Consider the following 11,403-nt stretch of genomic DNA (forward strand, 5'->3'; position numbering starts at 1 on the left):
TTATTCAGCTCCGTCTGCTTCTAATTTCAATGTACTTTCGATTGGGACGTCTGCAAGAATCTGTCTTGCAAGCTGATCCGCTTCTGCATTTTGTTTCCGATCGATGACTTCATAGGTTGGCGTCAGCTTCAGCTCTTTTAAAGCCGCTTCAATTCGGTCAAGCCATTTGTTATGTACATCATCATAACAAGGCCATTCTCCTTTTAACTGATTCATGACAACAAGTGAATCTCCTCTAATCGTGACAGAATTTCTGCTTGCCCCTAGGTCTTTTAAAGCTTTTACTGCCTCAAATAAAGCCGCATACTCTGCTTCATTATTGGTGCTCCCTTGGAAAGGCTGATTTTTTCTCAATCGATAAGCGTCTTTTCCCAGCTTATAGTAGACGACAACTCCAAGACCAGAGTCGCCAGTTTCTTTATGAAAACTTGCATCAAAATAGACTTGAAGCTGATCAGGTTCAAGCTTTAGTTCTTCATTTAGCTTTTCAAGCTCTTTTATGGACCACATGGCCCCTTTTTCATCTTCAAATGACAGGAGTGACTGTGGTTCTTTTTTGTCGATATATTTTGCTAACCTCAAGGCCTCATTTAGCTCCATCCAATCTTCTTGGAAAAAAGCAATGGACCCAATTGATTTCACTTTCATTGTGTAGTGTGCTCTTAATTTCATTGATCACATCGCCTTCCCGTGCTTTTAAGGTAAACATACGTTATGCTATAATCAAAAAGTTACATTTTACAATGAGAAAGGAAGTTCATGTCACTTGTTTAATGAAGGTATTTGGATCTTATTTGCGATCATTAATTTTATCATTGTTCTTCTATTTTATAAAGGATTTGGCAAGATGGGCCTTTTTGTCTGGATTGGCTTTGCGACAGTTGCCGCAAATTTACAAGTTGTCAAAACCGTTGAATTATTTGGCTTAACGGCAACACTTGGAAATATTTTATATGGCAGTGTGTTCTTTGCAACGGACGTATTAAATGAAAAATATGGACAAAATGAAGCGAGAAAAGCTGTCTGGATTGGCTTTGCCACCCTTTTAACACTAACTGTTGTCATGCAGGAGGCTTTGCTTTTCCATCCCGCTCCATCTGATATCTCACAATCATCGCTGGAAACGATATTTGGCTTTATGCCAAGGGTTGCACTTGGCAGTCTTGCTGCTTATATCATCAGTCAAATGCTAGATGTTTATGTATATTCGTTTATTCGCCGGATATTTCCTTCCGATGGTGCGCTCTGGGTGCGCAACGCCGGAAGTACGATGATTAGCCAGCTTCTTGATACACTGATTTTCACGACCATTGCCTTTCTTGGCACGTATCCATTTCATGTATGGATTGAAATCTTCATCACGACATATGTCATTAAATTTATCGTAGCTGCGATTGCGACACCTTACGCGTATGCAGCGAAAAAAATGGTTCCGCTTGATGAAAGGGTGAAATAATGTGCCAGCTGAAATATACATTGATGGTGCAAGTGCAGGTAATCCAGGTCCCTCTGGCATCGGCATTTTCATTAAATATGATGGAAAGGCTGAATCCTTCTCCATTCCTCTTAGATCAATGAGCAATCACGAAGCAGAATTTTCCGCTCTGATCGAGGGAATGAAAATATGCGCGGAAAAAGGATTGCGTACCGTTTCATTTCGAACAGATTCACAAGTAGTTGACCGCGCAGCCAATGCAGGATTTGCTAAAAATCCAGCCTTTCAGCATTTTATCAAAGAGATGATCGAACTTCAAAGCCAGTTTGATTTATTTTTCATTAAATGGATTCCGAGTAAGGAAAATCAAATAGCGGATCAGCTCGCTAGAAAAGCGATTCACCTTTCTAAAGGATGAATCGCTTTTTTTCGGTTATGCTAATGTGTGTGAGGTGATACTGATTGGATAAAGAAAATAAAGGTCGTGTCACAAATGGGACAACCCCACAAGGTGATGCGCAAACAAAAGATAAACAGCCACTTTCTCAGCTGGAAAATAGAGCGAAGAAAAGCAATACAAAAAGATGAACCTGAGAGATCGGCTTTAGCTGATCTCTATTGTACTTAAACGATTCATCATCGGTTCGATTCCTTTGATTTGATGGTACCTCAGCATAGCAGCAGCACGTTCTTGATTGATGTTCATTTTCGTCTCATCAATTGGACAGCTGAGCGGGACATCACATTTGATCTCTGCCAATAGACGAGAAAGCTTCAGATCTTCTAATCCTGCTTGCATTTTCTTTTGCTGTGCAGCCGTTAGTTCATGGACATTTTCTAACAAACCGTCAATCGTTTCATATGTTTGGATAAATTTTAATGCGGTTTTTTCTCCGATTCCTTTGACACCTGGATAATTATCACTTGCATCACCCATGAGCGCTTTCATATCGATCAGCGCCTTTGGAGAGATTCCCATTTCCTCTTCGAATAAGACTTTTGTATAATGCTTATAATTGCCAATTCCTTTTTGCATCAAGGCAACAGTGACTTTTTCATTCAAAATTTGCAGCAAATCTTTGTCTCCAGTTAGGACAGTCACCCGTGCTTCTTTTTGGTAGAGCGCAGCAAGAGTACCGATACAATCATCTGCTTCAAAGCCCTTTAAACCAATGTTTACAATTCCCAGTTCTTCTGTAGCTTCTTTTGCTAAATCGAATTGCGGAATGAGCTCGACAGGCGCCTCTCCCCGATTTGCTTTATAATCTTGAAACAATTCGTTTCGGTATGTTTGGCTTCCCATATCCCAGCAGCAAACAATATGCGTTGGCTCAAATGTCTGTACAGCCGTTAATAAGTGCTTCAAATAGCCATTGACTCCATTTGTCGGCACACCGTGATCATTTATCATAAAATTGCGATGTACAGCCGTTGCATAAAACGATCTGAACAAAAGCGCCATTCCATCTACAAGCAGTACGTGTTTATTCATTCTTATAAACTCCCTTTTTCAAAACAATACTCCTATTCTATCACAGAACACAAAACTCGACATAAAAAAGGCGCCTTCTTCTTTTAGAAAAGAAGAGGCACCCTGTTTACTTTTGACCGTATTGCATTTTTTTCGACTCTGCTTCTGCATAGGACGGCATGTCTTTTTGTTTAGGGTCACGCTCATCCTGCTGCTTTGTCTGTTGCTTTTTTTTCATGATCATTCCCCTTTCTCGGTACATTCATTAAGATGACCAAAAAAGAGAAAGTTACTCTTTACTTCTGTTTCCGCTTGACATACTCCCTGACCATATCATTCGTCACATGCTTACGCAGCGGAACAATACCGCCTCGTGCAAGCTCATTCATCTTCGACGTAATGGCATTGATGTCATCTGTTGTAAATGGCTCGTTTTGCTCACATTTGAATACAGCAGTCTCTATTGCTTGTTCTCTTTTCTGTTCAAGCTCAAGAAAGGACTGAATATGAGCATGCTGCTTTTGTGAGTGTGCGGAAATCTCTTCGTGTACGCTCGTCATTTTCTATCAACTGCTTTCTTTTTTATTTAGTCTACCATGAATCAAATGGTTTTCAACTGGTTCTTCCATTCGTTTGTTTGTTCATATACTTGTTCAATAATCGCCTGTTCTTTGGCATCTGTCGTTAGGCTCGTGATAAATGTTTGTTTTTGTTCACTTAGCTGCTCGAGCGCTTCTGTTTCATATCTTTCAGTAAAGGTCTTCACCATTGTGTCGTACCTGCTCAGTAATTCTTCTTTTTCTTTATCTGCCCATTTCGTGGTTAACTGATGAAGAATATCTCGAATCGCTTCAATGAACGCAGCCTTTCCATTCTGTTCAAAGAAAACTTTCGCTGATTTTTGCTTCTTTAAGAGCGGTTCGAATGGTGTCAGTTCAGCTTCGACTTCAATTTGTTTCAGCTCAGCATTTTTCTCTTCTGGCGGCGAGAGTGTGAGAGAAAAGTAGGGGTCTTCTGCACTTGCCGCCTGCAATCCTTTCTCCCACTCCTCTTGGAAATATTGATGAATAAACGATTCCATTCGGATATCAAGCGCCTTTAACTCCTGTACAAATTCAAATTCATAATCCTTCAGTGCCTGTTCAAGCGCTTTTTTCAACTGCTGCCTGAAGTCTCCTTGAGATCTTCCAGGGTAAAAGGCTGTCTTTAACAGATCATTCGCAAATAGTGATAGGCGCTGCACAATATGATAGAGCTGTTCATGTAAGTCCTTTTTCACACTTTCTGTCACTAGCTTAGATTGTTTGATATGGCTCATTTGATCAAGAATCGCTTCATAGGATGTGTCTATCTTTTTCTTTTCCGCTTGCTTCTCATCTTCTGACTGATGCAGTGTCGCATGCAGCTTGTCGACTGTGCTACATAACCTGCCGGCTTCAAAATACAAAAGCTCGATCGCATCTTTCGTTAATTCTTCCTCAATAAAATAGTCGAGCTGTTTTCTAAGCTTTGCATATTGATTATAGGCTGTCTCTCCCTTTCCTTCGATTTCTTCCTTACTGGACACATGATGAAGGTTTGGGTTTCGGATGCCTTCTTTTGTGAGCTCATTTTTCACATAGTCAAAGACGGTGTCAAGCTCTGCTTGATCCTTTGCGAGGTCAGCTGCATTGATAATAAAGAACATTTTATCCATGCTAAATGAATCTTTTACAAGCCCAAGCTTACGTAAAAATGACCGATCTGCCTTCGAGAAAGAGTGCTGGTAGTAAGTTAAATAAAGAAGAGCATCTGCGTCCTTCATATATTGAAAGGCAATCTCTGTATGGCGCTTATTCATACTGCTGGCGCCTGGCGTATCAACAATAGTCAGCCCTTTATCTGTTAAAGGTGTACTCAAATACACCGTCACTTCCTTCACCACACAAGAAACAGCTTCTTCTGCCACATATGGCCTCAGTTCTTGAAGAGTGACATGAAGCGGCGTTTGCTTCGTAATGTGATGAAGGAAACGTGTATGCGCTTGTAAAAAATGTTCAACAATGATGCGGTGATCTTGTTCAAGCTGTCTTTTTTTCAGCGTTCGTTCAAGCTTGGATGTAAACGTCTCTCCCTTTTCTTCTGAGATTGAAAATCCGAGGATCTGATTGAGCTCCTCTAATATATCCTGTTCTGTTTTGAACACCACTTTTACACTTTCATGCGGGTGATCTTCCGTCGGTCGCGTCAGCTTATTAATCGTTGCCGTTGTTGGCGTGGGAGAGGATGGCAGTACCTTTTTCCCAACAAGGGCATTTGCAAAGGAAGATTTCCCCGAACTAAAAGCCCCAAATAAAGCGAGTGTGAATTCTTTCGCTTGCAGCCGTTTTGTTCGTTTTTCAAAGGACTTTCTTTGAGATTTGAGAGCGTCTAATGGCAATAAAATCTGAGAAAGCTGTTCAAACTGGTCAATTGACTGTGCCGTCGTGACATGCTGTGACTGACGCATTTGATGTTGCTCTATCTGCTTGTGCGGTTTTTCTTGCTCGCTCTCTTCGGGATGAATGGTCGCGTGATCCTGCTTTAGCTGGTGATGCTGCATTCGCTGCTTTTTCGCATAAAACCAATCTTCTTCGATCTGTTCATCCGTTCCATTTTGCCATATATCCCATACATGTTGAATATCTCGTTTCATTTGTTCATTTTTTTCGATGCACTGCTCGAGCGTTTGGAGTTCTTTTGCAGCCTGAGCCCATTTTTCTTGATGTTTTGCTTTATCTTTCATAACCTGGGCTTTCAGCGACTCAGACATTTGTTCAATCAGTGTCATCGCTTTCTGTTTTGCCTGTCTTCTCAAGGCTTCGCCAGCATCTTTTGCATATTGCAGTACGTATTCATTGGAGAACGTCGCACCATGATGAATCACACTTTCAAGGAGTGCTTCTTGCACAGGTGTTTCAAATGCCATCACTTGATTTAATAACTCTTCACCAAGCTGATGCTTCTTGACTTCTTTTTTAAGCAGCTCAGCAATATGCCAGTCCACTTCAGCTTTCATCCTCGCTTTGACATCTGTTAAGAAGTCGGTTGCCCGTTTTTCTTTTTCTTGCTCAGTTTTATTTTTAGCAAAAAGCAGTCCCACTTTAAAGCCAGGTGCTTTTGATTCAATATAGTCGCTTGCGAGTTCCCTCATTTTAAATGGAGTGAGGTTGGCATTCTTTAAAATGCTCTCGACTTCAGAAGATACTTCATCTTCTAACTGTTTGGCTCCATTTTCAATGAAGTAGTTTTTCGCTTCAAACTCCTTTACTTCTTTTCTTTTTTCTTGAAGCTGTGAATCAAGCTCTTCACCTTGCAGCTCTTCTTTTAACGAGTCAATGTGTTCTTTTAAAACATGCTCAATTTTCTGCTCCGTATAAGCCCGAAGTGATGCTTTCGGCAACGTCTGTAATTCTTGTAGTTTTTCGATTAAACGAATCATTTCATTTCTTGGGTGCGTCTCATCGGTTACAGATGTAAAGTATAGATGATCTTCTTCAATGCCCTCTTTAAGGAGCATGTCTACCACTTGATTTTTGTAGTCTTCAAATGCTGTCTCATGCTCATCATGCCGGTCCACTTGATTCACGATGAAATAAAGATTTGGCACTTTTTCTTTAATGGAACGAATGAAACGAATGTTTTCTTCAGAATGAACATGGTTGTAGTGAACGACATAAAAAAGAGCATCTGCTTGATGAAGAATAGAGGCAGCAGACAAAAAGTGGGCATGATCCGTTGAATCAATTCCTGGCGTATCAATCAGTGCCACCTTTTCTTCCAGTCCTCTATAGTCACCGCTAATTTCCACCATCTCAATCTGTTCTCCATCCTTACAAAAACGCTGTACTGCTTCTTTATCATAAGAACCGCTCATTTTTACAAAACGGTCATCAGAGGTGTGAAGCTGCACTTCACTTTCCCCTTTCCTCACGACGACCAAGTTTGCACTTGTTGGGATTGGGCTCGTTGGCAAAATGTGATCATGAAGCAGATGATTCACAAGTGATGACTTTCCAGCAGAATAGTGGCCGGTAAATGCGATATACACTTCTTCTTCTGCTTCCTTTTTGATAATCGATGCAAGTTTGGCTGCGCGCTCATGATCATCCCTTTTGAGAAAGCTTTGATATAAAGCTCCTGTAGTTTGAACGAGCGAATCTCGAATAGACAAGTCTTTCATGACGATAAACCCCTTTGTTTTTAGAAAAGTCAGTTATGTATGTGATACCATTTTACACAAAATAAAGAGATTTTTCTTCTGATCTGAGGAAATAAAAAAAATCTGCTGCCCGATCAGTCGCAATTGACTGAGATCAGGAAGCAGATTTTTTGGAGACACCTTTTAATACGAAGCCAATTAATAGGCTGTATACACACACCGTACCGAGTAAGAAAATCATTGTCATGTGATCACCGTCCATCCTTCATGATTGAGAATGTTTATCATTAATGAAAGTGTAGCACAATTGATAATGATTTTCAATATTAATTTAGCAAATACTGATTTAACGCTTTCTCCTCTGTTTGAATTCTTACAGCCATCATCCATGCATTTAAACACGTAAACAAAATGGCAGTGACATACGCCTCAAACAATAGCGGGATCAGCAAAAGTTCAATCGCCACGACTACATAGTTAGGGTGTTTCAACCAACGATACGGCCCTTTTTTTACAATCATTGCGTTTGGCACGACTAAAATCTTTGTATTCCAGTACGTCCCAAGGGAGCATAATGCCCAGTATCGAATGACCTGTGTAGCCATCAGGAAAAGGAGCAGCACAAGAAAATACCGGGACGGCCCCTTATGTAAAAGCCCTATCTCAACTATGAGTGAGAGAAAAAAGGCCGTATGCATAGCGACCATATAGGGATAATGACTAGCACCAAATTCAATGGCACCTATCGCTTTTACTTTTCTTTCATTTCTTTTGGCCACAATCATTTCAATGAGCCGCTGACAAACGAAGAAACCGATAACAAGCCAAATGATCATGACAAGACATCCTCCCATTTCATAAGCAGCAGTTCTGAGGAAAAGCCTGGACCAAGCGCCCCGCAAAGGCCAATATCCCCCGCTTCAATTGATTGATGTTCAAGGAAATGCTTGATGACATACAAAACTGTGGCAGAGGACATATTTCCGTGTTGTTTGAGTACTTCTTTTGAAGAAAATAGCTGATCCTCTCGTAAAGATAGACTTTCAACATAGGCATCAATCACTTTTTTTCCTCCAGGATGGGCAAGAAAAACGGATAAGTCTTTAGTTGAACATCCAAGCTCCTCTAAAAATTGATCCACCTGCTCTTTTAACCAGCCTGAAATCATAGACGGAATGTCACGGGAGAAAATAACCCGAAAGCCGTCACTTGTAAATTCCCAGCCCATCACATCCTCAGAATCCTTCATCGTGACGGATTGTGTACTTAGTACTTTAGGGACTGTTTTTAAATGGGCATATTCTAGTGCAGCCGTTTCTCCAGCTAAAAGAGCCGCAGCCGTCCCGTCTCCAAATAAGGAGGTGCCGATTAAATTGCTTTTTGATTGATCTTGCGGCTGAAAGGTTAAACTGCACAGCTCACAGGCAACGACGAGCACCTTTGCTTCTGGATATGCCCTTATGTATTCATAAGCCCGAGACAGCCCTGCCGCACCACCCCCGCACCCTAGCCCCCAGATCGGTATTCGTTTCGTATAAGGAGAAAAAGGAAGTACGTTCATCAGCTTTGCATCAAGACTTGGGGTCGATAAGCCGGTACTTGAAATAAAAAACAGTGCATCGATCTCTTCAACCGGGATCGGCTTTTTCAGAAACGCCTTCTCTTGAAGACAATGTAAGATTGCTTCTTTTGCATGAGCCAGTGCCTTCTCCAAATAGATATTGTTTTTCTCTTCAAAAGAGTGGTGCGTCTGATACCATTCAATGGGCTGTACAAATTGCCTGCTCTGAATTTCTCCATTTTGAAAAGCTCTCAGCAGCCGATCAATATCTTTAAACGATCGTTTAAATTGAGACCTAGCAAATTCAGCAGCTGTTTTCTGATCCACGTGATGCTTCGGGTGACTCGTTCCAATTGAAAGAATGTACGTCATCGGCTTCACCTCTTTTTTCGGTTAATATCCCCTATCGAAAAAAGGATATACATGCCAAATCGTCACAATTCAGTCAAAACATTTTCCTCCGTCTAACTTTTTGTCTTGACGACAATTGATAAATATTGGATAATATAGTTGAAAACATGATGTAGTTTTCCTCCTTCACAGGTTCGTTCCAAGCCAAGCGAACCTGCTTTTTTTATGCAAAAAAAACACCTCTTAATGAGAGGTGTTTACATAACAGATTGCTTAGGTTCTTCTATCAGGTCCTGCCCTGTTTCTTTTTTAAATGGAATCATGTGATAAATAATATGAAGCAAAATAGCGGTAAAGCTACCGGCCACGATTCCGTTACTTGTTAATAATTTCATTGATTCTGGCAAATGCTCAAACATTTGCGGCACGACGGTGACACCTAAGCCGATCCCAACTGAGCAAGCAACAATTAGTAGGTTTTCCTGTTTGGCAAAATCCACGCGCGAGAGCATTTTAATACCGTAGGCAATGACCATCCCAAACATGGCGACCATTGCGCCGCCAAGAACTGATTTTGGAATAATCGTCGTAAATGCAGCAATTTTAGGAAAAAGTCCAAATAACATGAGCAATGCTCCTGTCACAACGATGACTTGATTTTTCTTGACTCCTGTCAACTGGATCAACCCAACGTTTTGCGAGTAGGCTGTGTAAGGAAATGCATTGAAAATACCACCTAATAAAACAGCAATCCCCTCTGCGCGATAGCCTTTCGCTAAATCCTTCTCTTTTAATGACCGGTTTGTTAAATCACCTAATGCGAAATAAACACCTGTTGATTCGACTAATGACACAATCGCAACTAACGTCATCGTCATAATGGGTGCAAATTCAAAGGTAGGCATGCCGAAATAAAATGGTTCAATTATACGAAAAACTTGAGCGTTCGCCACCTCAGCTGTTTCCACTTTCCCCATAAATGCAGCGACTGCTGTCCCAAGGAGAATACCAATTAAAATGGCGATCGCCTTCATAAAGCCTTTTGTGAATCGATAGAGCAGCACAATGATAAACAGCACAAGGAAAGCGAGGCCTAGATTTTCAAAAGAACCATAATCTGCACTTCCTTCTCCACCTGCCATATTGTTCATCGCTACCGGAATAAGGGTAATGCCAATAATGGTGACGACAGACCCAGTCACAACAGGCGGGAAAAATTTCACAAGCTTCCCAAAGAAAAAGGAAAGAAGAATGATGATACACCCAGAAGCGATAATACTTCCATAGATAGACGAAATCCCGTATTTAGAGCCAATCGCAATCATAGGAGAAACCGCAGTAAATGTACAGCCTAATACAACAGGCAGACCGATACCAAAGAAACGGTTTTTCCATACTTGAAGAAGTGTGGCAGCCCCGCACATGAAAATATCTGCCGAGATTAAGTAAGTCAGCTGTGCAGGGGTGAGGCCGAGCGCATCTCCCACAATGAGCGGCACAAGAACGGCACCTGCATACATCGCCAGCACATGCTGAATCCCTAGCGAGAGCGTTTTGGCTTTTTTAGCGGCACTCATGATTGTACCTCCCGTACAAACGTGACTTTCCCTTCCTCAAGTGATTCAATACGTGCAAGGGACTCGACGCGGTAGCCCATTTGAACAAGCGCATTCCTTCCGGGCTGAAATGACTTTTCAATGACAATGCCAAATCCGGCTACTTTCACCTTCGCCTGCTTTGCGATTGCAGCAAGCCCTTTAGCGGCTTCACCGTTCGCTAAAAAGTCATCAATGATTAATACACAATCTTTTTCACTGAGATGCGTATTTGAAACAGCGATCGTGCTTTCTACTTTTTTCGTAAAAGAGTACACACTCGCTGTTAATAGGTTATCTGTTAGTGTTAGTGATTGACGTTTTCGAGCAAAGACAACTGGTACTTGAAGAGCTAGTCCAGCCATCACAGCAGGTGCAATGCCAGAAGATTCGATTGTGACAATTTTTGTAATGCCATCATGCTTGAATAATCTAGCAAACTCTTGCCCGATCTCATGCATTAACACAGGATCAATTTGATGATTTAAAAAGGCATCTACCTTTAACACTTGATTTGACAGAACGATTCCTTCGTTCTCAATTTTTTGACGTAACAATTCCATCATTCTTCCTCCCAGCATATTGGCAAACATTTTAATTTTTTGCATAAAAAAAGCATTGCTGTCCATGAGGAGCAAGCAATGCGAAAACGATCCACGGATCTTCAGCTCAAACAAGAGCTGTTTCATTTTGCTCACTCATAGTCGGACCGTATCGGTGTCCGGTAGAAACTTGCGTGCCATCATCACGCGATTATATGAGTGTTATAGTGTTCAAATTATAACAAGATTTCAGACGCTTGGAAAGCAC

General features: G+C 41.2%; 12 protein-coding genes and 1 riboswitch. Of the genes, 3 read left to right on the forward strand and 9 right to left on the reverse strand.

The window, feature by feature from the left end:
- A complete protein-coding gene (locus tag GKC25_RS09490) occupies positions 1 to 672 on the reverse strand; it encodes a ribonuclease H family protein (protein ID WP_034660998.1) in 672 nt (223 codons plus the stop codon).
- A 94-nt stretch (positions 673 to 766) separates the two neighbouring features.
- On the opposite strand from GKC25_RS09490, the gene GKC25_RS09495 reads away from it, so the two are divergent.
- The 3 genes from GKC25_RS09495 to GKC25_RS09505 are packed head-to-tail and all read left to right on the forward strand — an operon-like array spanning position 767 to position 2,023.
- Positions 767 to 1,456 carry a queuosine precursor transporter gene (locus tag GKC25_RS09495; RefSeq protein ID WP_003215661.1) on the forward strand — a complete coding sequence of 230 codons (690 nt, stop codon included), beginning with the start codon at positions 767 to 769 and terminating at the stop codon, positions 1,454 to 1,456.
- Position 1,457: 1 nt separating this feature from the next.
- Entirely contained in the window at positions 1,458 to 1,853 is a 396-nt protein-coding gene (locus tag GKC25_RS09500) for a reverse transcriptase-like protein (RefSeq protein WP_034660999.1), read from the forward strand.
- A gap of 44 nt (positions 1,854 to 1,897) precedes the next feature.
- On the forward strand, positions 1,898 to 2,023 hold the full coding sequence (locus tag GKC25_RS09505) for a hypothetical protein (protein WP_003215584.1): 126 nt from the start codon (positions 1,898 to 1,900) through the stop codon (positions 2,021 to 2,023).
- A 16-nt stretch (positions 2,024 to 2,039) separates the two neighbouring features.
- On the opposite strand, the gene GKC25_RS09510 is transcribed toward GKC25_RS09505, so the two are convergent.
- From GKC25_RS09510 to xpt, 8 genes are all read right to left on the reverse strand, one after another.
- Positions 2,040 to 2,927: a 5'-3' exonuclease gene (locus GKC25_RS09510; RefSeq protein ID WP_034661001.1), complete on the reverse strand. Its 888-nt coding sequence runs from the start codon at positions 2,925 to 2,927 to the stop codon at positions 2,040 to 2,042.
- 275 nt (positions 2,928 to 3,202) lie between these two features.
- The gene (locus GKC25_RS09515) at positions 3,203 to 3,466 is read right to left on the reverse strand and encodes a YpbS family protein (protein WP_034661003.1); all 264 of its coding nucleotides are present in this window, start codon (positions 3,464 to 3,466) and stop codon (positions 3,203 to 3,205) included.
- A 41-nt stretch (positions 3,467 to 3,507) separates the two neighbouring features.
- On the reverse strand, positions 3,508 to 7,107 hold the full coding sequence (locus GKC25_RS09520; protein ID WP_342689771.1) for a dynamin family protein: 3,600 nt from the start codon (positions 7,105 to 7,107) through the stop codon (positions 3,508 to 3,510).
- 133 nt (positions 7,108 to 7,240) lie between these two features.
- Entirely contained in the window at positions 7,241 to 7,348 is a 108-nt protein-coding gene (gene fbpC, locus GKC25_RS09525) for a Fur-regulated basic protein FbpC (RefSeq protein WP_306172627.1), read from the reverse strand.
- A 64-nt stretch (positions 7,349 to 7,412) separates the two neighbouring features.
- The gene (locus GKC25_RS09530) at positions 7,413 to 7,922 is read right to left on the reverse strand and encodes an isoprenylcysteine carboxyl methyltransferase family protein (protein ID WP_034661005.1); all 510 of its coding nucleotides are present in this window, start codon (positions 7,920 to 7,922) and stop codon (positions 7,413 to 7,415) included.
- Positions 7,919 to 9,019: a type III polyketide synthase gene (locus GKC25_RS09535; protein ID WP_342689772.1), complete on the reverse strand. Its 1,101-nt coding sequence runs from the start codon at positions 9,017 to 9,019 to the stop codon at positions 7,919 to 7,921. Before GKC25_RS09535 ends, GKC25_RS09530 begins: the two co-directional genes overlap by 4 nt.
- A 236-nt stretch (positions 9,020 to 9,255) precedes the next feature.
- Positions 9,256 to 10,575 carry a xanthine permease PbuX gene (gene pbuX / locus GKC25_RS09540; RefSeq protein WP_095285315.1) on the reverse strand — a complete coding sequence of 440 codons (1,320 nt, stop codon included), beginning with the start codon at positions 10,573 to 10,575 and terminating at the stop codon, positions 9,256 to 9,258.
- Positions 10,572 to 11,156, reverse strand: coding sequence for a xanthine phosphoribosyltransferase (gene xpt, locus GKC25_RS09545; RefSeq protein WP_342689773.1), 585 nt, complete (start codon positions 11,154 to 11,156; stop codon positions 10,572 to 10,574). The genes pbuX and xpt overlap by 4 nt, the downstream gene beginning before the upstream one ends.
- 118 nt (positions 11,157 to 11,274) lie before the next feature.
- A riboswitch (purine riboswitch) is annotated at positions 11,275 to 11,374 on the reverse strand.
- Between the last annotated feature and the right edge of the window lie 29 nt (positions 11,375 to 11,403).

The sequence above is a fragment of the Bacillus pumilus genome (assembly GCF_038738535.1).
In the GTDB taxonomy this organism is placed as follows: domain Bacteria; phylum Bacillota; class Bacilli; order Bacillales; family Bacillaceae; genus Bacillus.

Coding starts and splice junctions, on each gene's coding strand:
- GKC25_RS09530 (WP_034661005.1), bottom strand. CDS start 7,922: ATGATCATTTGGCTTGTTATCGGTTTCTTCGTTTGTCAGCGGCTCATT.
- GKC25_RS09510 (WP_034661001.1), bottom strand. CDS start 2,927: ATGAATAAACACGTACTGCTTGTAGATGGAATGGCGCTTTTGTTCAGA.
- xpt (WP_342689773.1), bottom strand. CDS start 11,156: ATGGAATTGTTACGTCAAAAAATTGAGAACGAAGGAATCGTTCTGTCA.
- fbpC (WP_306172627.1), bottom strand. CDS start 7,348: ATGGACGGTGATCACATGACAATGATTTTCTTACTCGGTACGGTGTGT.
- GKC25_RS09515 (WP_034661003.1), bottom strand. CDS start 3,466: ATGACGAGCGTACACGAAGAGATTTCCGCACACTCACAAAAGCAGCAT.
- GKC25_RS09535 (WP_342689772.1), bottom strand. CDS start 9,019: ATGACGTACATTCTTTCAATTGGAACGAGTCACCCGAAGCATCACGTG.
- GKC25_RS09520 (WP_342689771.1), bottom strand. CDS start 7,107: ATGAAAGACTTGTCTATTCGAGATTCGCTCGTTCAAACTACAGGAGCT.
- pbuX (WP_095285315.1), bottom strand. CDS start 10,575: ATGAGTGCCGCTAAAAAAGCCAAAACGCTCTCGCTAGGGATTCAGCAT.
- GKC25_RS09490 (WP_034660998.1), bottom strand. CDS start 672: ATGAAATTAAGAGCACACTACACAATGAAAGTGAAATCAATTGGGTCC.